At 69.3% G+C, this 22,845-nt stretch carries 19 protein-coding genes, 2 tRNA genes and 1 pseudogene (1 of these 22 only partly in view); 14 read left to right on the top strand and 8 right to left on the bottom strand.

The window, feature by feature from the left end; all coding sequences use genetic code 11:
• Positions 1-115: 115 nt before the first annotated feature.
• Positions 116-1,111 carry a non-homologous end joining protein Ku gene (ku, locus tag ACTJKJ_RS07450; RefSeq protein WP_440820025.1) on the bottom strand — a complete coding sequence of 332 codons (996 nt, stop codon included), beginning with the start codon at positions 1,109-1,111 and terminating at the stop codon, positions 116-118.
• Positions 1,112-1,287: 176 nt separating this feature from the next.
• On the opposite strand from ku, the gene ACTJKJ_RS07445 reads away from it, so the two are divergent.
• Positions 1,288-1,995 carry a phosphoribosyltransferase gene (locus ACTJKJ_RS07445; RefSeq protein WP_440820171.1) on the top strand — a complete coding sequence of 236 codons (708 nt, stop codon included), beginning with the start codon at positions 1,288-1,290 and terminating at the stop codon, positions 1,993-1,995.
• A gap of 6 nt (positions 1,996-2,001) precedes the next feature.
• On the opposite strand, the gene ACTJKJ_RS07440 is transcribed toward ACTJKJ_RS07445, so the two are convergent.
• From ACTJKJ_RS07440 to smc, 3 genes are all read right to left on the bottom strand, one after another.
• Positions 2,002-2,418: a nuclear transport factor 2 family protein gene (locus tag ACTJKJ_RS07440; protein ID WP_440820024.1), complete on the bottom strand. Its 417-nt coding sequence runs from the start codon at positions 2,416-2,418 to the stop codon at positions 2,002-2,004.
• 174 nt (positions 2,419-2,592) lie between these two features.
• Entirely contained in the window at positions 2,593-3,696 is a 1,104-nt protein-coding gene (locus ACTJKJ_RS07435) for a cell division protein FtsZ (protein ID WP_440820023.1), read from the bottom strand.
• 58 nt (positions 3,697-3,754) lie between these two features.
• Positions 3,755-7,267, bottom strand: coding sequence for a chromosome segregation protein SMC (smc, locus tag ACTJKJ_RS07430; RefSeq protein ID WP_440820022.1), 3,513 nt, complete (start codon positions 7,265-7,267; stop codon positions 3,755-3,757).
• A 254-nt stretch (positions 7,268-7,521) separates the two neighbouring features.
• Between smc and queF the strand changes: the two genes are divergently transcribed.
• From queF to ACTJKJ_RS07390, 8 genes and pseudogenes are all read left to right on the top strand, one after another.
• Positions 7,522-7,953: a preQ(1) synthase gene (gene queF, locus ACTJKJ_RS07425; RefSeq protein ID WP_147241422.1), complete on the top strand. Its 432-nt coding sequence runs from the start codon at positions 7,522-7,524 to the stop codon at positions 7,951-7,953.
• 34 nt (positions 7,954-7,987) lie between these two features.
• Positions 7,988-8,413, top strand: coding sequence for an SET domain-containing protein (locus tag ACTJKJ_RS07420; protein WP_221213749.1), 426 nt, complete (start codon positions 7,988-7,990; stop codon positions 8,411-8,413).
• A gap of 64 nt (positions 8,414-8,477) precedes the next feature.
• On the top strand, positions 8,478-9,740 hold the full coding sequence (dapC, locus tag ACTJKJ_RS07415) for a succinyldiaminopimelate transaminase (RefSeq protein WP_440820021.1): 1,263 nt from the start codon (positions 8,478-8,480) through the stop codon (positions 9,738-9,740).
• 82 nt (positions 9,741-9,822) lie between these two features.
• Entirely contained in the window at positions 9,823-10,641 is an 819-nt protein-coding gene (dapD, locus tag ACTJKJ_RS07410; RefSeq protein WP_297382778.1) for a 2,3,4,5-tetrahydropyridine-2,6-dicarboxylate N-succinyltransferase, read from the top strand.
• A 123-nt stretch (positions 10,642-10,764) separates the two neighbouring features.
• Complete coding sequence (locus ACTJKJ_RS07405; RefSeq protein WP_147240184.1) at positions 10,765-11,931, top strand: PilT/PilU family type 4a pilus ATPase; 1,167 nt, start codon at positions 10,765-10,767, stop codon at positions 11,929-11,931.
• Positions 11,932-11,951: 20 nt separating this feature from the next.
• Positions 11,952-13,092 (top strand): annotated as a pseudogene (gene dapE, locus ACTJKJ_RS07400) (succinyl-diaminopimelate desuccinylase).
• Entirely contained in the window at positions 13,089-13,979 is an 891-nt protein-coding gene (gene prmB, locus ACTJKJ_RS07395; RefSeq protein ID WP_297382780.1) for a 50S ribosomal protein L3 N(5)-glutamine methyltransferase, read from the top strand. The pseudogene dapE and the gene prmB overlap by 4 nt, the downstream one beginning before the upstream one ends.
• Positions 13,976-15,994 carry an ATP-binding cassette domain-containing protein gene (locus ACTJKJ_RS07390; protein WP_297382781.1) on the top strand — a complete coding sequence of 673 codons (2,019 nt, stop codon included), beginning with the start codon at positions 13,976-13,978 and terminating at the stop codon, positions 15,992-15,994. Before prmB ends, ACTJKJ_RS07390 begins: the two co-directional genes overlap by 4 nt.
• Before the next feature lie 371 nt (positions 15,995-16,365).
• Here the strand turns inward: ACTJKJ_RS07390 and ACTJKJ_RS07385 are convergent, their stop codons facing one another.
• Positions 16,366-16,674 (bottom strand): hypothetical protein, encoded by a 309-nt coding sequence (locus ACTJKJ_RS07385; protein ID WP_440820020.1) that lies wholly within the window; start codon positions 16,672-16,674, stop codon positions 16,366-16,368.
• An 83-nt stretch (positions 16,675-16,757) separates the two neighbouring features.
• Here ACTJKJ_RS07385 and ACTJKJ_RS07380 point away from each other — a divergent pair, with 83 nt between their 5' ends.
• The 3 genes from ACTJKJ_RS07380 (at position 16,758) to ACTJKJ_RS07370 (ending at position 20,333) form a co-directional block, all read left to right on the top strand.
• Entirely contained in the window at positions 16,758-19,121 is a 2,364-nt protein-coding gene (locus ACTJKJ_RS07380; protein ID WP_440820019.1) for a LamG-like jellyroll fold domain-containing protein, read from the top strand.
• Positions 19,122-19,351: 230 nt separating this feature from the next.
• The gene (locus ACTJKJ_RS07375; protein ID WP_440820170.1) at positions 19,352-19,858 is read left to right on the top strand and encodes a MarR family winged helix-turn-helix transcriptional regulator; all 507 of its coding nucleotides are present in this window, start codon (positions 19,352-19,354) and stop codon (positions 19,856-19,858) included.
• 40 nt (positions 19,859-19,898) lie between these two features.
• A complete protein-coding gene (locus ACTJKJ_RS07370; protein ID WP_091724331.1) occupies positions 19,899-20,333 on the top strand; it encodes an organic hydroperoxide resistance protein in 435 nt (144 codons plus the stop codon).
• A 138-nt stretch (positions 20,334-20,471) separates the two neighbouring features.
• On the opposite strand, the gene ACTJKJ_RS07365 is transcribed toward ACTJKJ_RS07370, so the two are convergent.
• Entirely contained in the window at positions 20,472-21,404 is a 933-nt protein-coding gene (locus ACTJKJ_RS07365) for an asparaginase (RefSeq protein ID WP_297382784.1), read from the bottom strand.
• Positions 21,405-21,518: 114 nt separating this feature from the next.
• Here ACTJKJ_RS07365 and lexA point away from each other — a divergent pair, with 114 nt between their 5' ends.
• On the top strand, positions 21,519-22,196 hold the full coding sequence (lexA, locus tag ACTJKJ_RS07360; RefSeq protein WP_440820018.1) for a transcriptional repressor LexA: 678 nt from the start codon (positions 21,519-21,521) through the stop codon (positions 22,194-22,196).
• A gap of 17 nt (positions 22,197-22,213) precedes the next feature.
• Complete coding sequence (locus ACTJKJ_RS07355) at positions 22,214-22,519, top strand: helix-hairpin-helix domain-containing protein (protein WP_297382786.1); 306 nt, start codon at positions 22,214-22,216, stop codon at positions 22,517-22,519.
• Positions 22,520-22,611: 92 nt separating this feature from the next.
• Here ACTJKJ_RS07355 and ACTJKJ_RS07350 read toward each other — a convergent pair.
• Positions 22,612-22,688 (bottom strand) — tRNA-Asp (locus ACTJKJ_RS07350).
• Positions 22,689-22,790: 102 nt separating this feature from the next.
• Positions 22,791-22,845: transfer RNA gene (locus tag ACTJKJ_RS07345), tRNA-Asp, on the bottom strand; it runs 96 nt beyond the window's last position.

Here is a 22,845-nt window from a genome sequence, read left to right as displayed (position 1 = left end):
GCGCCTCGTCCGGTGCGTCGTCCGGCTCGGGCGTGATGCGGAAGTCCCGCTTCTGGCGGTAGCGGGACAGCGGGTCCTGGCGGGTGGCGCTCGGCATGGCGGATCGGCGCCGGCCTCAGGCCGACTTCTTCCTGGACTTGCCGCCCAGGCTGCGCTTGAGCAGCTCGGTCAGGTCGACGACGTTGCCGCCCTCTTCGCCGGACTCTGGCGCGGCCTCGAGCGGCGTGACGGTCTCGGTCTCGCCCTCCTCGACCTTGCGCGCGATCAGCTCGCGGATCGCGGCGGTGAATTCGTCGTGGTAGTCCTCGGGATGCCAGTCGCTGCTCATCTCGTCGATCAGCTGGCGGGCCATCTGCAGCTCGCTGGGCTTGAAGCCGTGCGCGGACTTGCCTTCGGCGGGCAGGTTCAGGTCGTCGCAGGGGCGGATCTCATTGGCCCAGCGCAGCATGCCGATCATCAGCGCCGGTCCGGCGGGCAGCAGCGCGGCCAGGTGCTCCTTGCTGTGGATCACCAGCCGCGCGATCGCGATCAGGCCGGCGTCGGACATCGCCTCGCGCAGCAGCGCGTAGACCTTGCCGGACTTGCCGATGGGCTCGAGGTAGTACGGCTTCTCCAGGTAGACGAAGGACACCTGCGTGGCCGGCACGAAGGTCTCGATCTCGATGGTCTGCGTGGTGGTGGGATAGGCCTTGCGGATCTCGTCGTCGGAGACCAGGACGTAGTCGCCGTTGTCCTGCTTCACGCCCTTGACGATCTGCGTCTTGTCGATGTCCTTGCCGGTGCGCTTGTTGATGCGCTTGTAGCCGACCGGATCCATGCTGCGCTTGTCCAGCCAGTCGAAGTCGACGCGCTGGTCGCGCGAGGCGGGATACAGCGACACCGGCACGTGCAGCAGGCCGAAGCTGATGGCGCCCTTCCAGATCGCTCGCCGGGCGGCCGGCGCGTCGTCGCTGTCGCCGCGCGCCGCGCCGCGTCCCGAGGACTTGCCGTGCGCGGCATGGTCGGCGTTGGAGGCGCGCGTGCGGCGCGCGCCCGCGCCGGAGCGCCCGGATGCGCGCGGCGGCGCCTTGCGGGTGGCGCGGGTCGTGGAGGAAGAGCTTCGAGACGGCATGGGGACCTCGGCGGGGCAGCGTCCTGGGAATGCCGGAGCGGCAAATGACGCGCCCGAGCCGGCGGGCTGCGGCGGGCACTCGGCTTGCTCTGAACTGGGGATGGAAACAGCGTCCCTGCGAGACCACCATGACCCCGGAGACCCACGCCATGCTGCCTGTCCGCCCGTCCCCCGAGATGCCCGATGCGGCGACGCATGCCGCGCCGTCGGCGGCCGCGGGGCGTCGCTTCGCTGACCGGCGCGACGCGGGACGCGAGCTGGCGCTGCGGCTGGCCGCCTATGCGCACCGGGACGACGTGACGGTGCTGGCGCTGCCGCGCGGCGGCGTGCCGGTGGCGGCGGAGATCGCGCGGGCGCTGGACGCGCCGCTCGACATCCTGGTGGTGCGCAAGCTCGGCCTGCCCGGCCAGCCCGAGTACGCGATGGGCGCCATCGCGTCGGGGGACGTGCGGGTGCTCAACACGCAGGTGATCCAGCAGCTGGCGATCAGCTACTCGGCCATCGACATCGTCACGCGGGCGGAGATGCGCGAGCTGCACCGGCGCGAGCGGCTCTACCGCGGCGACCGGCCGATGCCCGCGATCGAGGGTCGGCAGGTGATCCTGGTCGACGATGGCATGGCCACCGGGGCCACGATGCGCGCGGGGGTGCAGGCGCTGCGCGACCTGCAACCGGCACGCATCGTGGTGGCGGTGCCGGTCTCGGCGGCTGAAACCTGCCACCTGATCTCGCAGGACGCGGACGAGGTCGTCTGCGGCCAGACGCCAGAGCGCTTCCGCTCGGTTGGGCAGTGGTACGAGACTTTCGAGCAGACGACGGATGACGAGGTGCGGCGCTTGCTTGTCGGTCGCGCTCGCGAGGCGAAGGTCGAGGACATCGGCTGACCGCTTCTAGCCAAAGATGCAGCGTGCGCCGCGTGCCGTGTCCATGTACTCGCGAACGAACGAGATGCGATCACCTGCGAGCGTGAAGACGAAGCAATAGTCGTTGTCGTAGGACCGGCCGCTGGCGAGCGTCGCCCGCATGCGTTCCTCGAGGATGACGGTGTTCCCCTCCGCATACAAGCCCTTGAATTCGATCGAAATGTCGCTGACGAAGAGTTTGGGGAACTCAACCGTCAGGAAGCGGACAACCGCCTCGCGCCCGATCATGTGGCTCGGATGATCGAGCGCCCGCGCCGTCGCGTTTCCCTCCGGGGCCACCCATTCCACCTGTTCGGTGAACACGGCGGCGATGCGCGACGGATCACGCGACGCGAATGCGCGCCAGGCCTCCTTCACGACTTGCTTGCTGGATCGGGCGTTCATCCTTGGCCTGCGGTGTTCATGGAAAGTGATCACGGTAGCGGATGCCGCCGCCGGCCGCTGGCCGTTTCCGGACCTCTCCCCCAGGATGCGAGCCCGGCGTCGTCACTCGGCGTGCGGAAGAACGACGGGCGCCACCTGGGCGCCCGTCTTCGTCGTCGGCGAGAACCGCCTGAATCAGCTGAACAGCCGCCGCGCCACCGGACTGCCTGCCGCGAGGTCGCGCGCGGCCAGCGACTTGTAGAGCTCCGCCAGTTCCTGCCCGATGGACTGGAACGCGTGCAGGTTCAGGACCTGGTTGCGGTCGTCGCAGATGTCGGCCTCGAAGTCGCGCGCCAGGTTGCGCGCCGATTCCTGCCAGGTCGCGAAGGGCTCCAGCGCCTCCGGCGTCTGCAGCACGTCCAGCGACAGCGTCAGCTCACGCAGCGACGAGGCCTGCGGATCGTCCGCCAGCGCCGCCTGCGCATCGAAGTTGAGCGTCAGCAGCGGCGGCGCGCCCTCCTCGGCCGAGGGCAGCACCAGCCGGCCCGGCATCGCGCCCGGCACGAAACCGTGGCGCAGCGCGCCCTGCTGCACGAAGCCCAGCGTCCAGGCCGCGCCCCTGGCGCGCAGCACGATCGCCAGCTGCGCGTCGTGGCTGGCCGCGAACTGGTCGAGCTCGCGCGCCCGCGCCACCACGTCCAGCATGTCGGGGAACTCCGGCATCGCGCCGATGCCGTCCGCGAAACCCTGGATCTTCTGCACGAACTCCGAGTACTCGATCTCGTTGAGCGCGCCGCTGCGGTTGGCCATCTGCAGCCCCGCCTGGAACTCGCCGTAGCGCTGGCCCGGATGCGGCAGCTCCCACTCGCCGCTGTCCGCGTTCAAGCCCTCGATCTGGAAGGGCTTGGTCCCGGCGCGTCGGCTGCCCGGCAGGTGCGACAGCGCCATCTCGCCGCTCACCGGCGAGTCCGGCGCCAGCGTCGCGATCGCGTCGATCAGCGCATCGATGCGGGTCGAGGCCTTGCGCGTGCGGGCCACCGCCGGCACGGTCTCGTCCAGCGTCCGCAGGTCCGGCAGCGGCTCGCCGTCGGCGGCGCCGTCCAGCGTCACCGGCGCCTGGCCCGGCGCGGCACCGCCCGCGCCCAGGCTGGGCTCCTGACGGTCGCCCACCGGCGCGAGCGGCTCCGCGCGTCGCGGCCCCGCCTTGCGCGCGCTCCACCAGCCCTGCGCCAGCAGCCCCACCAGCACCACACCGCCCAGCGCGGCCAACAGCGTCGTCAGGTTCCAGTCCGTCGTCATCGCTCGTTTGCTCCTGCGGCCTCGCGCGCCTCGTGCGCCGCGATCACCGTCGTCATCCTCATTGCTCGGCCATCGCCAGCGCGGATTCCATGTCCACCGCCACGATGCGCGACACGCCCTGCTCCTGCATCGTCACGCCGATCAACTGCTTGGCCATCTCCATCGCGATCTTGTTGTGGGAGATGAACAGGAACTGCGTGATCTTGCTCATCTCCGACACCAGCCGCGCGTAGCGCTCGGTGTTGGCGTCGTCCAGCGGCGCGTCGACCTCGTCCAGCAGGCAGAACGGCGCCGGATTCAGCTGGAAGATCGCGAACACCAGCGCGATCGCCGTCAGCGCCTTCTCGCCGCCCGACAGCAGGTGGATGGTCGAGTTCTTCTTGCCCGGCGGCTGCGCCATCACCTGCACGCCGGCGTCCAGGATCTCGTCGCCGGTCATCACCAGCTTGGCCTGTCCGCCGCCGAACAGGCTCGGGAACATGCGGCCGAAATGCTCATTGACCTGGGTGAAGGTGGAGCCCAGCAGGTCGCGGGTCTCCAGGTCGATCTTGTGGATCGCGTCCTCCAGCGTGGTGATCGCGCTGGTCAGGTCGGCGAACTGCGAGTCCAGGAAGGTCTTGCGCTCGCGCGCGGCGCCCAGCTCGTCCAGCGCCGCCAGGTTCACCGCGCCCAGCGCCGCGATGTCGCGGTTGATGCGGTCGATCTCGCCCTGCAGCCCGTACAGCTTCACGCCGCCTTCCTCGATGCCCTTGGCCAGCGCCTCCAGGTCGACGTTCTGCGCCACCAGCTGCTCCATGAACTGCTGACCGCCCAGCGCGGCGGCCTGCTCGTCGAGCTGCAGCCGGGTGATGCGCTCGCGCAGCGGATCGAGCGCGCGCTCGATCGTCATGCGCTGCTCCTCGCTGCGCTTGAGGCGCTGACTGAGGTCGTCGTAGTTGGCGCGCACGAGGGCCAGCGCCTGCTCGCGCTCCATCTTCAGCGCCAGCGCATCCTGCAGCCCGGCCTGCGCCGCCGCATCGTCGAGTTCGGCGCGCTCCTGCGCCATGTTCTGCACCGTCTGCTCGTTGACCTGCACCTGCTGGCGCGAGGTCTCGATGCTGCGCTGCAGCTCGCCGCGCTTGGCGGCGAGCGCGCGGGCGCTGAACACCGCCTCCTGCGCGCGCCGCTCCAGCACGCGCTGGTGCTCGCGCGCCTCGGCCAGCTTGCGCTCGGCGTTGATCACCGATTCATCGAGCTCGGCGTGCTTCTCCTGCGTCGTGGCGAGCTGCAGGTCCAATTCCTCGAAGCGCGCCTCGCCTTCCATGCGGCGCTCCATCAGCGCTTCGGTCTGGGCGTCGATCTCGCCGAGCTCGTCATCGAGCTGCGTGCGCCGCGCGACGGCGGCCTCGGTCTGCTGGGCCAGGCGCAGCAGCTCGACCTGCAGTTGATGGGCACGGGCCTGCGTCTCCGAGGCCTCGCGCCGCACCACCGCCAGCCGCTGCGACGCATCGGTGTAGACGGCCTCGGCGCGGACCGCCTGGGCGCGCGACTCGTCGGCGATCAGCGTCTGCGCGCGCTGCTCGCGCTCCAGGTTCTCGATCTCCTGCGCGCGCGCCAGCAGGCCGGCGGTCTCCGAGTCCGGCGCGTAGAAACTGACCGCGAACTGGCTCACCGCGTGGCCCTCGCGGGTCATGATGAGTTCGCCGTGGCTGAGCTTGGGGCGCTGCGCCAGCGCATCCGCGATGGACTCCGCGGTGTAGATGCCCTCGAGCCAGTCGTTCATCAGCGCCTTCAGGCCGCCGGACTCCAGCTTGAGCTGGTCGGTCAGCGGCGGCAGCGCGCGATGCGTGTTGGCGATGTCGCCGCCGGGCAGCGAGTAGAACGCCAGCCGCGCCGGCGGCGGATCGGACGCGAAGGCCTGCACCGTCTCCAGCCGGCCCACCGACAGCGCGCCCATGCGCTCGCGCATCGCCGCCTCAAGCGCGTTCTCCCAGCCGGGCGTGATGTGCAGCTGCGTCCACAGGCCCTTGATGTCCTGCAGGCCGTGCTTGGCCAGCCAGGGCTTGAGCTTGCCCTCGGTCTGCACCTTCTCCTGCAGCGCCCGCAGCGCGGTCAGCCGCGCGACGATGTCGGTCAGCTTCGCGGCCTGCTGCTGCGATTCCTGCTGGGCCTGCTGGCGCGCCTCGTCGGCGGCGGGCGCGGCCTCGGCCAGTTCCGCCAGCCGCGCGTCGGCCACCGCCTGCTGCTCGTCGGCGGCGACGGACAGCCGCTTCACCTCATCGAGCTTGTCGTGCTGCGGCGCCGCCAGGCCCTGGCGCTCCTGCGCCAGGCGCTCGCGGCGGCCGCGCAGGCCCTTGAGCTGCTCATCGACGCTGCGGCTTTCCGCCGCCAGCACCTGGATCTGCTGCTGCACCTGCGTGACCTGCGTGCGCTGCTCGTTGGCGCGCGCCTGCGCGGCGCGCACCTGGTCCTCGACCTCGGGCAGCTTCATCGCCTGGTCCTCGGCCTGGGCGGCGAGGATCTCGCTCTGCTCCTCGGCCTGCGCGATCTGGGTGGCGACGTCGTCCAGCTCCAGCTGCGCCTGCTCGGCGCGCTCCTGCCATTGCTGGTTCTGCGCCTGCAGCTCGACCAGCCGCTGCTCCAGCCGCTGGCGCCCTTCGACGACGTAGCGGATGCGCTCCTCCAGCCGGCTGACCTCCATCTGCGCCTCGGCCATGCGGCCCTGCGCGGCATGCAGCTCGTCGCCGGCGCCGTAGTGGGCCTGGCGGATGGTCTCGAGCTCGGCCTCGAGCTGGCGCAGTTCGGCCATCTTGGCCTCGAGCGCGTTGACCGCCTCCGCGTGCTCGGTCTTCACCCGCGTGGCCTCGCCGGCCGCGTCGCGGTGCTTCAGGAACCACAGCTGATGCAGCTTCAGCGTGCCCTGGTCCTGCAGGTGGCGGTAGTTGGCGGCGACCTCGGCCTGGCGCTCCAGCTTCTCGAGGTTGCTATTGAGCTCCCGGAGGATGTCCTCGACGCGGGTCAGGTTCTCGCGCGTGTCCTTGAGGCGGTTCTCGGTCTCGCGGCGGCGCTCCTTGTATTTGGAGACGCCGGCGGCTTCCTCGAGGAACATGCGCAGTTCCTCGGGCTTGGATTCGATGATCCGGCTGATCGTGCCCTGGCCGATGATGGCGTACGCGCGCGGACCCAGGCCGGTGCCCAGGAACACGTCCTGCACGTCGCGCCGGCGCACCGGCTGGTTGTTGATGAAGTAGCTGGACGTGCCATCGCGCGTGAGCACGCGCTTGACGGCGATCTCGGTGAACTGGTTCCACTGGCCGCCGGCTCTCGCGCTGGTGTTGTCGAACACCAGTTCCACGCTGGAGCGGCTGGCCGGCTTGCGGTTGCCCGAGCCGTTGAAGATCACGTCCTGCATGGACTCGCCACGCAGTTCGCTGGCCTTGCTTTCGCCCAGCACCCAGCGCACCGCATCCATGATGTTGGACTTGCCGCAGCCGTTGGGGCCGACCACGCCGACCAGCTGGCCGGGCAGCTGGAAGTTCGTCGGATCGGCAAAGGACTTGAAGCCCGAGAGCTTGATCGAGTTCAGTCGCATCGGGGTGTGATCACCGGGCCGCCACAGCCTGCGCGTGATCTAAGCCTTTGATTTGATTGTGGAAACGCCCCTTGACGGGGCGCTCGATTCGCGGCGGATGATACCATCGCGCCCTTCGTCTTTTCCCCAGCCCCATGGCCAAGAATCCCTCCGCCAAGCCGGCCGCCAAGGCCGGCGCCAAGGCCGCCAAACCCGCCGCCAAACCCGCCGCCAAACCGGCCGCCAAACCCGCCGTCGCGCCCAAGATGCGCGAGATGCCGCCCAACCCGCCCAGCCGGCCCAGCAAGGAGATCCACGTCTTCCCCAACCCGGCCCCGGAGCGCGACTACGTCATCCAGTTCCAGATCCCCGAGTTCACCTGCCACTGCCCGCTGACGGGCCAGCCGGACTTCGCGCACTTCACGATCGACATGATCGCGGACCAGTACTGCGTCGAGCTCAAGAGCCTGAAGATGTACTTCTGGAGCTACCGCGACGAAGGCGCGTTCCACGAGAAGGTGACCAACACCATCCTCGAGGACATCGTGAAGGTGACCAATCCGCGCTTCATCCGCATCACCGCCAAGTGGTACGTGCGCGGCGGCATCTACACCAACGTCGTGGCCGAGCACCGCAAGAAGGGCTGGAAGCCGCTGCCGGCGGTCGACCTGCCGGCGCACGGCTTCGAGAGCGGCCTGCTGCGCTGATCCGCGCCCCGCATCCCGCACCAGGTCCCGCCGGATGGCCCTCGCCTACGACAGCGCGACGCAGTTCGTCGCGGTCGCGCTCAAGCGCAGCCGCATCGACGGCTACGGCGTGTTCGCCGCCGAGGACATCCCGGCCGGCACGCGGCTGGGCTTGCTGACCGGCGAATCGATCACGGTGGCCGAGGCCCGGCGCCGCGCGCAGGAAAGCCGCCGGCTGATGCTGGTGGAGCTCTCGCCGGCGCGGGCGATCGACGCCAGCCGCTCGCAGGACGCGATGCGCTTCACCAACCACAGCTGCCGGCCCAACGCCCGCATCCAGGTCGAGGACGGCGAGGTCAGCTTCTTCGCGACCGAGGACCTGCGGCCCGGCGACGAGATCACCGTCGACTACGGCGTGACCCACCACGAGGGCCGCCTGCCCTGCCGCTGCGGCGCGCCCGGCTGCCGAGGCTCGCTCTGAGCGTCAACCCAGCGTTGTCCAGCCGAGTACGGCCGCCGCGAAGGGGCCGCCTATGATTCCGCGCATGAGCACGTCCCCCGCCTCGCCCCTGGCCGATCCCACGGCCCCTCCCCCGGTCAACCCGCGATTGGCGCTCCTGAACCCCTACCCCTTCGAGCGCCTGCGCGCCCTGACCCAGGGCATCGTCCCCAACCCCGATTACCGCCCCATCTCGCTGGGCATCGGCGAGCCCAAGCATCCGGCGCCCAAGCTGGTCGAGGACGCGCTGATGGCCAACCTGAAGGGCCTGTCCAGCTACCCCGCCACGGCCGGCGAGCCCAAGCTGCGCGAGGCCATCGCGGGCTGGCTGCAGCGTCGCTACGCGCTGAGCCTGGACCCGGCCACGCAGATCCTGCCGGTCAACGGTTCGCGCGAGGCGCTGTTCGCACTGGCGCAGGTCGTGATCGATCCGAGCCGCCCGGGCGCCACCGTCGTCTGCCCGAATCCGTTCTATCAAATCTATGAAGGCGCCGCGCTGCTGGCCGGCGCCACACCGGCCTTCGCGAATTCCGACCCGGCGCGCAACTTCGCCGCCGACTGGTCGCAGATCGACGAGGCCACCTGGGCCCGCACGCAACTGCTCTACGTCTGCTCGCCGGGCAATCCGACCGGCGCGGTGATGCCGCTGTCGGAGTGGCGGACGCTGTTCGAGCTCAGCGACCGGCACGGCTTCGTGATCGCCTCGGACGAGTGCTACTCCGAGATCTACTTCCGCGACGACCCCGACGCCGCGCCGCTGTCGGGCCTGCAGGCCGCGGTCCAGCTCGGCCGGCCGGACTTCCGCAACCTGATCGCGTTCACCAGCCTGTCCAAGCGCTCCAACGTGCCGGGCATGCGCTCGGGCTTCGTGGCCGGCGACGCCGCCTGGATCAAGCGCTTCCTGCTCTATCGCACCTATCACGGCTCGGCGATGAGCCCGCTGATCCAGGCCGCCAGCATCGCCGCCTGGAACGACGAGGCCCATGTGGTCGAGAACCGCGCGCAGTACCGCGCCAAGTTCGCCGCCGTCACGCCGCTGCTGGCCGAGGTGCTGGACGTCGCCCTGCCCGACGCGGGTTTCTACCTGTGGGCGGCGGTGCCAGACGGTAACGATATTGGCTTCGCCCAGGGCCTGCTCGCTCAATACAATGTCGGCGTTCTGCCCGGCAGCCTGCTGGCCCGCGACGCCCACGGCCTCAACCCGGGCGCCGGCCGCATCCGCCTGGCGCTGGTGGCCGAACAGGCCGAATGCCTGGAAGCCGCCCACCGCATCGTCTCCTTCGCGAAGCAACTCAAGACCTCCGCCTGATCCGTCCCGCCGCGCGGCACCGCCCGTGCCGCCGGACCGGTCCCACCGACCCCGCATCGATCGACTCCTCGACACCCGCACCATGACGCAAGACCTGCAATCCATCATCGACCTGGCCTGGGAAGGCCGCGCCAACCTGACCTCGGCCAACAGCCCGGAAGTCCGCGCCGCCGTGGACGAGGTGCTGGGCCGCCTGGACGCCGGCACGCTGCGCGTGGCCGAGCGCAAGGCCGTCGGCGAATGGACCGTGCACCAGTGGGTCAAGAAGGCCGTGCTGCTGTCGTTCCGCTTGAACGACAACCGCCAGATGGGCGCCGGCGACATGACTTTCTTCGACAAGGTCCCGACCAAGTTCAGCGGCATGAGCGACGAGGCGCTGCGCGCCACCGGCGTGCGCGTGGTGCCGCCGGCGGTGGCCCGCCGCGGCAGCTTCATGGCGAAGAACGTGGTGCTGATGCCGTCCTACGTGAACATCGGCGCCTACGTCGACGAGGGCACGATGGTGGACACCTGGGCCACCGTCGGTTCCTGCGCCCAGATCGGCAAGAACGTCCACCTGTCCGGTGGCGTGGGCATCGGCGGCGTGCTGGAGCCGCTGCAGGCCAACCCGACCATCATCGAGGACAACTGCTTCATCGGCGCCCGCTCCGAGATCGTCGAAGGCGTGATCGTCGAGGAGAACTCGGTGATCTCGATGGGCGTGTACATCGGCCAGAGCACCCCGATCTACGACCGCGAGACCGACACCGTCTCCTACGGCCGCGTGCCGGCCGGCTCGGTGGTCATCAGTGGCAGCCTGCCCAAGAACGACAAGTACAGCCTGTACGCCGCGATCATCGTGAAGAAGGTCGACGCCGGCACGCGCGCCAAGACCTCCATCAACGAACTGCTGCGCGCCTGAATCGGGCCCACCCCCTACCGGCTTCGCCGGCCCCCTCAAGAGGGGGCGAGCCCGTGAGCCTGGCAGAGCCAGCCTCAGGGCTCCGCTGGGTAAAACCAACTATCCGCTTTGGAAGGGACGGAGATGAGCACTGGGAACATGGAGCGCATCCTGCGCCTGATGGCCGAGAAGGGCGCGTCCGACACCTATCTGTCGGCCAACATGCCGGTGCTGATCCGGATCAATGGGCAGATGCTGCAGCTGTCGGACCAGTTGCTCACGCCGGCCCAGCCGCGGGCGCTGATCTCCGAGGTCCTCGACCCGCAGCACCTGGCCGAGCTCGACGCCAATGGCGAGCTCAACATGGCGGTCTCGATTCCGAAGGTCGGCAGCTTCCGGCTCTCGGGCTTCCGCCAGCGCGGCTCGATCGCGGCGGTGTTCCGCCACATTCCGCACGTCATCCCGACGCTGGACAGCCTGACCCTGCCGCCCGTGCTGGGCAAGCTGATCACCGAGAAGCGGGGCCTGATCCTGATGGTCGGCGCCACCGGCACCGGCAAGAGCACCACGCTCGCGTCGATGCTGGAGCACCGCAACCAGACGATGACCGGTCACATCCTCACGATCGAGGATCCGATCGAATACCTGTTCACCAACAAGCGCTCGCTGGTCAACCAGCGCGAGGTCGGCCGCGACACCGCCTCGCTGAACACCGCGCTGAAGAACGCGCTGCGCCAGGCGCCGGACTGCATCCTGATCGGCGAGATCCGCGACCGCGAAACGATGACGGCGGCGATCTCGTACGCGCTGTCGGGCCATCTGGTCGTCGCCACGCTGCACGGCAACAACAGCTACCACGCGCTCAACCGGATCATGTCCTTCTACACGCCGGAGTCCCGCCCGGCGATGCTGAACGACCTGGGCGCGGGCTTGAAGGCGGTGATCTCCCAGCGCCTGGTGCGCGCCGCCGCGGGCGGGCGCGTGCCGGTCACCGAGATCCTGCTGAACACCAAGCTGATCGCCGAGCTGATCGAGCAAGGTGACTTCGCCGGCGTGAAGGAGGCGATGGAGAAGTCGATCGCCGAAGGCTCGCAGAGCTTCGAGGAGCACTTCGCCAAGCTGATCACCGAGGGCACGATCACCCGCGAGGAAGGCCTGGCCTTCGCCGACTCGCCGACCAACCTGCTCTGGCGCCTGCAGAACGACGGTCCCGGCGTCAAGCCCGGCGGCCCGGGCGCGTCGAAGAAGGAAGAGCCGGCCGAGGACACCGCCAACTTCACCTCGATCACGCTGGACGTGCAGCCGGGTTGATGCCCGCCCGCCCTGATCCCATGGACGACGACACCCTTGCGCTGCTCGAGCAGCTGATCGCCCGCGCGTCGGTGACGCCGCGGGATGCCGGCTGCCTGGAGCTCATCGGCGCCCGGCTGGAAGCGGCCGGTTTCGCGCTCGAACGGATGGACAGCGGGCCGGACGACTTCCGCGTCAGCAACCTGTGGGCGGTGCGNGGCGGATGCGCCGGTCCTGGTCTTCGCCGGCCACACCGATGTCGTCCCCACCGGCGATCTGGCCAAGTGGAGCAGCGATCCCTTCGTGCCCACGGTGCGCGACGGTCGCCTCTACGGACGCGGCGCGGCGGACATGAAGACCTCGCTGGCGGCGATGGTGGTGGCGGCCGAGGCCTTCGTCGCCGCGCATCCGGACCACCGTGGCAGCGTCGCCTTCCTGCTGACCAGCGACGAGGAAGGCCCGGCGCGCGATGGCACGGTCGTCTGCGTCGAGCGCCTGCGCGCGCGCGGCGCGCGGCTGGACTACTGCATCGTCGGCGAGCCGACCTCGGTCGAGCGCCTCGGCGACACGGTCAAGAACGGCCGCCGCGGCTCGCTGTCGGGCAAGCTGCGCGTCATCGGCATCCAGGGCCATGTCGCCTACCCGCAGCTGGCGCGCAATCCGGTGCACCAGGCCGCGCCGGCGCTGGCGGAGCTCGCAGTGACCGAGTGGGACGGCGGCAACGCCTACTTCCCGCCGACGACCTTCCAGATCTCCAACATCGCCGCCGGCACCGGCGTGGGCAACGTGATCCCCGGCGAACTGGTGGTGGACTTCAACTTCCGCTTCTCGACCGAATCGACGCCCGACACGCTGCGCCAACGGGTGCACGCGCTGCTCGAGCGCCATGGGCTGGAATACACGCTGGACTGGTCGCTCTCGGGCGAGCCCTTCCTGACGCCGGTGGGCGCGCTGTCGGCGGCGATCAGCGCGGCCATCGAGGCCGAAACCGGCGTGACCACCGAACTCTCCACGACCGGCGGCACCTCGGATGGGCGATTCATCGCCAAGCTGTGCCCCCAGGTGGTGGAATTCGGACCGCTCAATGCGAGCATCCACAAGATCGATGAATACGTGCCGCTGGACCAGATCGCGCCGCTGACGCGCATCTACCGCCGCACGCTGGAGAATTTGCTGCTGTGACGCTGTTGGAATTGATCGAGGCCCAGGCCGCCCGCCTCACCGAGGCGGGCGTTTCATTTGGGCATGGCACCACGAACGCCTTCGACGAGGCCGCCTGGCTGAGCCTGTGGGCGCTGGACCTGCCGCTGGACGCGCTCGACGCGCATGCGGGCGAGCCCGTCGACGCGGGCCGCGAGAAAGTGGAGGTCCTGGTCGAGCAGCGCATCGCCACCCGCAAGCCGGCCGCCTACCTGACGCGCGAGGCCTGGCTGCAGGGCGTGCCCTTCTACGTCGACGAGCGCGCCATCGTGCCGCGCAGCTTCATCGCGGAGCTACTCGCCGACGCGACCATCGATGCCTGGCTGTCGGACCAGACCACCCGCGTGCTGGACCTGTGCACCGGCAATGGCAGCCTCGCGGTGCTGGCGGCGATGGCCTGGCCCGAGGTGTCGGTCGACGCGATCGACCTGAGCGCCGATGCGCTCGCGGTCGCGGCGATCAACGTCGAGCGCCATCAACTCGGCGACCGCGTGCGGCTGCTGCAGGGCGACGGCCTGGCGCCGGCGCAGGGCGTGTATGACCTGATCCTCTGCAATCCGCCCTATGTGAACAGCGCGTCGATGGCCGCGCTGCCCGACGAATACCGCGCGGAGCCCGAGCTCGCGCTGGCCGGCGGCGCGGATGGCATGGACTTCATCCGCCGCCTGCTGGCCGACGCGCCGGCGCGGATGAACGAGCATGCGGTGCTGGTCCTGGAGATCGGCAACGAGCGCGCGTTCTTCGAGGCCGCCTTCCCGCAGCTCGAAGCGGCCTGGCTGGAGACTTCGGCCGGCGAGGACCAGGTGCTGCTGCTGACGCGCGAGGCGCTGGTGGCGGCCGGCTTCGGCGCCGAGGGAGCGTCCGCATGATCACCTTGCGCAACGTGGTGCTGCGCCGCGGCACCAAGGTCGTCCTGGACGACGCGAGCGTCGTGCTGCAGCCCGGCGAGAAGGTCGGCCTGGTCGGCCGCAACGGCGCGGGCAAGTCCAGCCTCTTCGCGCTGCTGACCGACCGGCTGCACAGCGACAAGGGCGACGTCGAGATCCCGCGCCACTGGGCGCTGGCCGAGGTCGCCCAGCACATGCCCGAGACCGACATGCCGGCCACCGAGTTCGTGCTCGAGGGCGACATCCGGCTGATGGCCGCCCGCCAGGCGCTGGCCGACGCGGAAGCGGCCGACGACGGCCATGCGATCGCCGATGCCTACGCGCAGCTGATGGACGCCGGCAGCCTCGACGCCCCGGCCCGCGCGCAGGCGCTGCTGATGGGCCTGGGCTTCAAGGGCACGCAGGTCGATGCGCCGGTGAACAGCTTCTCCGGCGGCTGGCGCATGCGGCTGCAGCTGGCGCGCGCGCTGATGTGCCCGTCCGACCTGATGCTGCTGGACGAGCCCACCAACCACCTGGACCTGGACGCCCTGGTCTGGCTGGAAGCCTGGCTGCAGCGCTATGAAGGCACGCTGATCATCATCAGCCACGACCGCGAATTCCTGGACGCGATCACCAAGGTCACGCTCCATCTGGACGATGCGAAGCTGCATCGCTACGGCGGCAACTACACCGCCTTCGAGTCGATGCGCGCCGAGCGCATGCTCCAGCAGCAGCAGGCCTTCGACAAGCAGCAGGAGCGCATGGCGCACCTGCAGAAGTTCATCGACCGCTTCAAGGCCAAGGCCTCCAAGGCCAAGCAGGCGCAGAGCCGCGTGAAGGCGCTGGAGCGCATGGAGAAGCTGGCACCGGTGCTCACCGCGTCGGACTTCAGCTTCGAGTTCCGCGAGCCGTTGAACCTGCCCAATCCGATGCTGATGTTCGACACCGTGTCCGTGGGCTACGACACGGACGAGGGCGAGAAGGTCATCGTGCGCGGCATCGACCGCTCGGTGCTGGCGGGCCAGCGCTTCGGCATCCTGGGCGCGAACGGCCAGGGCAAGTCGACCTTCGTGAAGACGGTGGCGCGCATGCAGCGCGCGATGGGCGGCACCATCACCGAGGGCAAGGGCCTGTCGATCGGCTACTTCGCGCAGCAGGAGATGGACGTGCTGCGGCCCGACGAGGGCCCGCTGATGCACATGATCCGGCTGGCCAAGGAGGTCAGCCCGAATGCGCGCGAACAGGAGCTGCGCGACTTCCTGGGCCAGTTCCGCTTCGTCGGCGACATGGTCAACCAGGAGGTTGGCAGTTTGTCCGGCGGCGAGAAGGCGCGGCTGGTGCTGGCGATGCTGGTGTGGCAGCGCCCCAACCTGCTGCTGCTGGACGAACCGACCAACCACCTGGACCTGCAGACGCGCGAGGCGCTGTCGATGGCGCTCAACGAGTTCGAAGGCACCGTCATGCTGGTCAGCCACGACCGCGCGCTGCTGCGCGAGGTCTGCGACGAGTTCTGGCTGGTGGCCGACGGCAAGCTCGCGCCCTTCGATGGCGACCTCGACGATTACCAGCGCTGGCTGCTGGAGCAGTCCAAGGAGGCCGCGAAGCTGGCGAAGGAACAGGCCAAGCAGGCGATTCGCGAGGCCCGGGCCACCGGCAAGGCCGAGGCACCGGCTACCGTGGCCGCACCGGCCCCGGCCGTCGCGCCGCCACCCGCCGCGGCGCCCGCGCCCGTCAAGCGCGAGGACCGCAAGCTCAGCGGCCAGGCTCGTCAGAAGCTCAACGAGCAGACGCGCCCGCTGCGCAAGGAGATGGAGCAGATCGACGCGAAGATGAAGGTCTGGGCGGAGGAACGCGCGGCGCTGGAAGCGCAGCTCTCCAACCCTGGTCAGACCGCCGCGCAGATCGCGGAAGCCGGCAAGCGCCTGAAGGCCATCGGTGACGAGATCGAGGAGGCCGAGATGCGCTGGCTCGAATTGAGCGAGCAGGTCGACGCGATCCATGCCGCTGCGGGCTGACCACCAGCCGGTGTCACCACGGTGCGCCGGCGTCCGGGGGGACGTGACGTTTGCACGCCGCTGGTTAGACATGATTCGACTGGTAAGACCAATGGACTAGGCGAGAGGCCACTGCGGACAATTCCAGCCGTTGTACAGCGGCCCCAGACGGGGACAAGGGCAGTCTCCGATGCGCGTCCGGCCTATTTCATCCAAGCCCTTTCTCCGGCAAGTGGACCGCCCCTGGGCACGTCGTGCCGTGCTCACCGCCGCGATCTCGGCGCTCTCGGCCTGCAGCGGCGGTGGCGGCGATCCGGGCACGTCCGTGTTCGGCGCCGGGAGTGCCGGCGGCTCGACATCAGCGCTGACGACGGCCACCTCGGCGACACCGGTCACCACGCCCCCGGCGCCCGTGACGCCCGCGCCGACGGCGCCAACGCCGCCCGGGGCGACCGCGCCCCTTCCCCAACCGCCGGCGCCGCCCCCGCCCGCCGCCGCACCACCGACCGCCGCACCACCGACCGCCACACCGGCACCGGCACCGGCACCGGTTCCAGCGCCGGCGCCCGCAGCGCCCGCGCCATCACCATCACCATCACCATCGCCCGCCCCCGCCCCCGCCCCTGCGCCTGCACCTGCGCCTGCGCCTGCGCCAACACCGACACCGACACCGACACCGACGCCGGTTCCCGCTCCGGCACCAACACCGGCTCCGGCGCCGCCCCCCACAACCACGCTGTCGGCCACCTGCACCGCCTCCAGCCGCCGCATCCACGTCTCGCCGATGCTGATCGGCCAAGTCACCGTGACCCGGCAAGCGCCGGGCGCGCAGGCCCCCCTCTCGGGCAGCGATGGGTGCGCCGACACCGGGGAGACCATCGTCCTGACCGCGAAGGCGCCCGCCAATTTCAAGCTCACCGGCTGGACCGGCGACGCGGCGGAGCTGTGCGACGCCGGCTCCGGCACCTGCACCATCGGCAAGCTGTCCCGGGACCTGGTGGTCGCCGCGACTTTCACGATCCAGTCCTTCAAGCATCCTGGCCTGCTGAGCACCGCGGCCGACCTGGACCGCATGAAGGCCGCCGTGCTGGCCGGCACCGCGCCCATCGCCGACGACTACCAGCTCATGCTGAGGGCCAACAGCGGCCTGGCGCCCACGCCGGCCCAGCTCGATGCCGGCGCCAGGATCACCTACGCCGCCCGTCCGCAGGCCACGATCTGCCGCGGCAGCAACTGCCCATCGGGCGCGAACGCCCAATACCTGTGGTGGGACGTCAATGCCGTCCAGGTCCTCGTCTACCAGTGGAAGATGACCGGCCGCCGCGAATACGCCGATGCCGCCGTGCGTATCCTCAACGCCTGGTCCGGCAAGCTGACGAAGCTGGACGGCTTCTTCGACGGCTTCCTCGTGGCGGGCATCCAGGGCTACCAGCTCGCCGTGCTCGGCGAACTGCTGCGCGACTACGACGGCTGGGGCCGCGACGACTTCAGCGCCTTCAAGACGATGATGAACACCGTCTTCGTCGGCTGGGCGAAATGGTTCATCGGCATGAACCAGGGTGGACTGTCGACGGCCCGCGTTTTCTCCAACTGGGACCTGGCGATGGAGAACTGCCTGCTCGCCAACGCGGTGCTCGCCGACGACGTCGACATGTTCAACTGGGTGGTGGACTTCTACGTCCGTGGCACGACCAATGGGGCGCTCGCGAACTACGCGTACTACCGCCATCCCGGCAACCTGGTCCAGACCCAAGAGACCGGCCGCGACCAGGGCCACAACACGCTGAGCCTGATGCTGGCGTCCAACCTGGCCGAGATGGCCTGGAACCAGGGCGTCGACTTCTATGGCTGGGACGACAACCGCCTGCTGGGCACCGCCGAGTACGTCGCGAGAGCCAACCTCATCAACCCGGCTACCGGCCTGTACTACGCCGTGCCCTTCCAGTTCTGGCAGAACATGGATTGGCCAGACACCCAGTCCGGCTTCTCCACCGGCGCCATCGGCCTGTTGCGGCCGGAGTGGACGGTGATCCACGAACACTATGTGAAGCGCAAGGGCCTGGCCGCGCCGTACACCGCCGCGATGATGCAGCGCGTGGGCAACGAAGGCGGCCCCAGCGGCAGCGCCAGCGGCGCCTATGACGGCCTGGGCTACGGCACCTTCCTCTACACCCGGCCGGCCGCCGCCGCGCCGCTGGCGATCGCGCCCAGCTTGTCGGGACGGGCCCGAGAAGGCGCGGCGGAGCTGAGCTGGTGGGGCAGCGCCGGCGCGCGCAGCTACGACGTCCTGCGAGCCGGCCAGTCCGGCGGCCCGTACGCTCCGGTGGCCACCGGCATCTCGGATCTGCCCACCTACCTCGACCGGCCCGCCCAGGGCGGGGAGTACTACTACGTCGTCGTCGGCCGCGACGCTTCCGGCAGCACGACCAACCGCTCCAACGAAGTACGGATCAACACCGGGGCCGCGAAGCTGCGCGCCACGCTGAACTTCGGCAGCGACACCGGCAGCTATGAACACGATCCGGCCAGCGGTCGCGTGGTCGGCCGATTGGTGGGCGGCGCGGCACGGGTCACCAGCAAGCTGGGCCGGGCCGTCGACCTCGACGGCAAGACCGGCGCCATCGAACTGCCCGACGAGATCCTGCGGAGCACCGGCGACTTCTCGTTCGCGACCTGGGTCTACTGGCGCGGCGGATCCGGCAATCAGCGCATCCTGGACATCGGCATCAACTCGACCCGCTACATGTTCCTGACACCCTCGGCGGGCGGCGCGCTGAAGGCCTCGATCAGCCTGTACAGCTGGGCCTACGACGGCCAGGATGCCGTGACCGCCCCCGCGCTCAAGACCAACGAATGGCACCACGTCGCCATCACGCTGTCGGGCACCGGCTGCGCCACCTCGAGCGGCCCGTTGTGCGCCGCGGGCCAGGGCGGCAACACGATGACGCTCTACCTCGACGGCAAGCAGGTCGGACAGACCCGCGGCGTGCTCTTCACGCCCGGCGATCTGGGCTACACCCGCAATAACGCCCTAGGGCGTTCGCAATACACAGGCGACCCGCTCTTCAACGGCATGCTGGACGACGTGCGCTTCTATGACGGCGCCCTGACCGCGGCGGAAGTGGTGACGCTCTACCAGCAGCGCTAAGGGCGGTCCGGCCCGCCCGGCTTTGCTGAATCACCCCTTCCCGGCCCCCCCGCTTTCCGGGATCGCCCCGCTCCGGTTTCCCCTCGATCGATTCCGCCAATCGATGGGAAAGACCATTTCAATTGTACGCAATTGAATTGCTCGCTAAAGTTCACCCCATGCCGAAGACGAACCACCCCGGCCCCCATGACGTCGCCGCCCCGACCGGCGCCGCTGGCGGCCAGCCCTCGATGCCCGCCGGCACCGACTGGCTGAAGCTGGACGTTCAGCTGTGCTTCGCGCTGTATTCGACCTCGCTGGCGATGACCAAGCTCTACAAGCCCCTGCTGGCGCCGCTGGGCCTGACCTACCCGCAATACCTCGTGATGCTGGTACTGTGGGAAACGGAGGGCCTGGGCGTCTCGGAGCTGGGACAGCGTCTGAGCCTGGATTCCGGCACGCTCACACCGCTGCTGAAGCGGCTCGAGGCCAGCACGCTGATCGAGCGCCAGCGCGCCCGCGGCGACGAGCGCCGCGTCGAGATCCATCTGACCGCCGCCGGCCGCGCATTGCGCGATCAGGCGGTCGGCATTCCCGAGCAGTTGGCCTGCGCCAGCGCCTGCGGGCCGGCCGAGCTCGAATCGCTGACACGCCGTCTGCAGGCCTTGCGCACCAACCTGCTGACCCATCTCGCCGCCAATTCCGCCGCCGATCCCGCCGCGCTCACCGAGAGCGATGCCGAGGACGGCAATCCCTGACCCCCAAGCGTTCTTTCCCCTCACCACCAAGGAGCCCCACATGGCCATCGAAAAAGCCCTCTACACCGCCACCGCCACCGCCACCGGCGGCCGCTCCGGCACCGCGCAATCGTCGGACGACCGCCTGAAGGTCCAGCTGTCCACGCCCAAGGCGCTGGGCGGCGACGACGGCGCCGGCACCAACCCGGAACAGCTGTTCGCCGCAGGCTATTCCGCCTGCTTCATCGGCGCGATGAAGGCCGTCTCGGCCCGCAACAAGGTCGCCCTGCCGGCCGAAGTCTCGATCACCAGCGAAGTCGGCATCGGCCCCCACGCCAACAAGCCGGGCGCCTTCGGCATCGCCGTGGCGATGAAGATCTCGGTGCCGGGCATGGACCGCGCCCAGCTGGAAAAGCTGGTGGCCGACGCCCACGAGGTCTGCCCCTACTCGAACGCCACCCGCGGCAACGTCGACGTCACGCTGACGATCGTCTAAGCCTTCCGCGGCGCCCGGTCACCACCGGGTCGAGCACAAAGAAAAGCGCCGGTCATGCCGGCGCTTTTTCATTCATGGGTCCAGCCGTCGACGCTTCGCTCCGTCGCGACCGACGAAGCCACTCGCGACGGCTGTGGTTCAGCGTTGCAGCAGGCTAAGCATCAACTCGACGCGCGCCGCCCACGGCGACAGCGCGGCGGCGGGCTCATCGCTGGCGCCCACGATGCGTCCCTGCGCGCACCGCGTCGTCCGCCACACCGGCACGCCGGCCTCCTTGAGCGCGCGCACCGGCGCCTCGAGCGCCTGATTCACCGTGCCGTTGCCCGTGCACGCCAGCACCAGCCCCTGGAGACCGGCCGCTCGCCAGGCTTCGAGCGACCGCGCATCGGCGCCCGCATGGCTGGCGAGCACCTCCACCCAGGGCCACTGGGCCGCGTTCTCCGGCAGCAGCGCCGCGCCGAGCGCCTCGCCCGCCGGCCAGTCGCGGAAGCGCCGCACGACGCCCTCCTCCACCACGGCCAGCGGCCCGGCGTCAGGCCCTGCCTCGAAGGCGTCGAGCCGGTAGCTGTGCGTCTTGCGCAGTTCGAGCCCGGACCAGACCTGGCCCGCCACGACGGCGATGACGCCTCGCACGGCTTCGCTCTCGGCAACGGCGACGGCGTCCAGCAGGTTCTGCGGACCATCCGCCTGGATGGCGGTCGCCGGCCGCATCGCGGCGGTCAGCACGACCGGCTTCTCCGGCGCCAGCACGCGCTGCAACAGGTAGGCGGTCTCTTCCAGCGTGTCGGTGCCGTGCGTAATCACCACGCCGCGGACCTCGGGCCGGTCCAGGTGCTCCCGCACCCGCTTCGCCAGCCGCGCCCAGGTGGCGTGATCCATGTCCTTGCTGTCGAGCTGGGCCAGCTGTTCAGCCTCCAGCGACTTCGCCGCGAGCGCCGGGACCGCCTTTACCAGCGACTCCACCGATAGCGAACCCGCCTTGTAGCCGACGTTGTCCGTGGCGCTGCCGGAGGCGCCGGCGATCGTCCCGCCGGTGCCGATGATCACGAGGGTCTGGGGCGCACTTTGCAATTTGTCGTCTCCTGTATAAAAATCCAGATGCTGGATGGATTCTCAGGCGGCTTTCGAACCCTCGAAGCCGTTTTGCATTCCAACCAGTCCTCCATGGAATAAAGGCCTGTGCTCGTGGATACACCGCCCAAACTCACCGCCCGCCAACAACAGATCTTCGATCTGGTCCGCGACAGCATCGAGAGCACCGGCTCGCCGCCCACGCGCGCCGAGATCGCGCAGCAACTCGGCTTCAAGTCCGCGAACGCCGCCGAAGAACACCTGCAAGCGCTCGCCCGCAAGGGCGTCATCGAACTGGTGGGGGGCACCGCGCGCGGCATCCGCCTGCCGTCGACCGCGCTGCGCCAGGTCAACCGCGCCCGGGAGCACAGCCAGTTCGCCCTGCCGTTGGCGAGCCTGGCGCAACTGACGCTGCCGCTGGTCGGCCGGGTCGCTGCCGGCGCGCCCATCCTCGCCGAGGAACATGTGGAGCAGCACTATAGCGTCGACCCCTCGATGTTCGCGAAGGCGCCGGACTTCCTGCTGCGCGTGAAAGGCATGAGCATGAAGGACATCGGCATCATGGACGGCGACCTGCTGGCCGTGAAGAAGATCAGCGAAGCGCGCAATGGCCAGGTCGTCGTCGCGCGCCTGGGTGACGAGGTCACCGTGAAGCGCTTCCAACGCCATCCGGACGGCATCCGACTTCTGCCGGAGAACGCCGATTTCGCCCCGATCGAGGTCACGCCGGATGAGCAGTTCGCCATCGAAGGCCTGGCCGTCGGATTGATCCGCTCCGGCGGGTTTCACTGAGCGGGTACGAGTGCCGCATGGCTGCGCGAAAGACGCACACGAAAGCGGCTTCGGCCGCTGAATGCCTCACGCTGCGGCAAATTCCCAACATCGGTCCCGCGATGGTTCGGGATTTTGAATCGATGGGGATTCGGCAACCTGCGGACCTCATCGGCGCCGATGCATTTGCGCTCTATCAGCGGATTTGCAAACTGACCGGCCAGCGCCACGATCCCTGCGTGCTGGATACCTATATGGCGGCCGTCGATTTCATGAACGGCGCCTCGCCCAGAGATTGGTGGAGTTATACCGCCCAGCGCAAGCGCGAGTATCCGGACCTCTGAATATTCCGCGGGCGTGACCCGCCTTAACCAGAATGAGACCAGAACGGGCAAAGAAAAAACCCTGCCGAATTGCATCGACAGGGTTTCAATATTGGCGGAGTGGACGGGGCTCGAACCCGCGACCCCCGGCGTGACAGGCCGGTATTCTAACCAACTGAACTACCACTCCAGATACGACGCTGTTGAGCGCGTCGATATCGTTCGCGAACAAGTTTCGCTGCAAGCCAACGGATCCATTCGGAACCGCGATGCAGCCAAGCCTTGTCAAACTTGGCGTCCCCTAGGGGATTCGAACCCCTGTAATCACCGTGAAAGGGTGGTGTCCT

Origin of the sequence: Roseateles sp. 22389 (assembly GCF_052044995.1) — a bacterium.
Lineage (GTDB): Bacteria > Pseudomonadota > Gammaproteobacteria > Burkholderiales > Burkholderiaceae_C > Roseateles.
Note: the sequence above shows the minus strand (reverse complement) of the source record. Positions and strands in the feature narration are given on the sequence as shown.

Bases quoted from the DNA above. Each gene is read 5' to 3' on its own strand.
- ku (WP_440820025.1), bottom strand. From the start codon at position 1,111: ATGCCGTCTCGAAGCTCTTCCTCCACGACCCGCGCCACCCGCAAGGCG.
- ACTJKJ_RS07445 (WP_440820171.1), top strand. From the start codon at position 1,288: ATGCCCGATGCGGCGACGCATGCCGCGCCGTCGGCGGCCGCGGGGCGT.
- ACTJKJ_RS07440 (WP_440820024.1), bottom strand. From the start codon at position 2,418: ATGAACGCCCGATCCAGCAAGCAAGTCGTGAAGGAGGCCTGGCGCGCA.
- ACTJKJ_RS07435 (WP_440820023.1), bottom strand. From the start codon at position 3,696: ATGACGACGGACTGGAACCTGACGACGCTGTTGGCCGCGCTGGGCGGT.
- smc (WP_440820022.1), bottom strand. From the start codon at position 7,267: ATGCGACTGAACTCGATCAAGCTCTCGGGCTTCAAGTCCTTTGCCGAT.
- queF (WP_147241422.1), top strand. From the start codon at position 7,522: ATGCCGCCCAACCCGCCCAGCCGGCCCAGCAAGGAGATCCACGTCTTC.
- ACTJKJ_RS07420 (WP_221213749.1), top strand. From the start codon at position 7,988: ATGGCCCTCGCCTACGACAGCGCGACGCAGTTCGTCGCGGTCGCGCTC.
- dapC (WP_440820021.1), top strand. From the start codon at position 8,478: ATGAGCACGTCCCCCGCCTCGCCCCTGGCCGATCCCACGGCCCCTCCC.
- dapD (WP_297382778.1), top strand. From the start codon at position 9,823: ATGACGCAAGACCTGCAATCCATCATCGACCTGGCCTGGGAAGGCCGC.
- ACTJKJ_RS07405 (WP_147240184.1), top strand. From the start codon at position 10,765: ATGAGCACTGGGAACATGGAGCGCATCCTGCGCCTGATGGCCGAGAAG.
- ACTJKJ_RS07390 (WP_297382781.1), top strand. From the start codon at position 13,976: ATGATCACCTTGCGCAACGTGGTGCTGCGCCGCGGCACCAAGGTCGTC.
- ACTJKJ_RS07380 (WP_440820019.1), top strand. From the start codon at position 16,758: ATGCTGATCGGCCAAGTCACCGTGACCCGGCAAGCGCCGGGCGCGCAG.
- ACTJKJ_RS07375 (WP_440820170.1), top strand. From the start codon at position 19,352: ATGCCCGCCGGCACCGACTGGCTGAAGCTGGACGTTCAGCTGTGCTTC.
- ACTJKJ_RS07370 (WP_091724331.1), top strand. From the start codon at position 19,899: ATGGCCATCGAAAAAGCCCTCTACACCGCCACCGCCACCGCCACCGGC.
- ACTJKJ_RS07355 (WP_297382786.1), top strand. From the start codon at position 22,214: ATGGCTGCGCGAAAGACGCACACGAAAGCGGCTTCGGCCGCTGAATGC.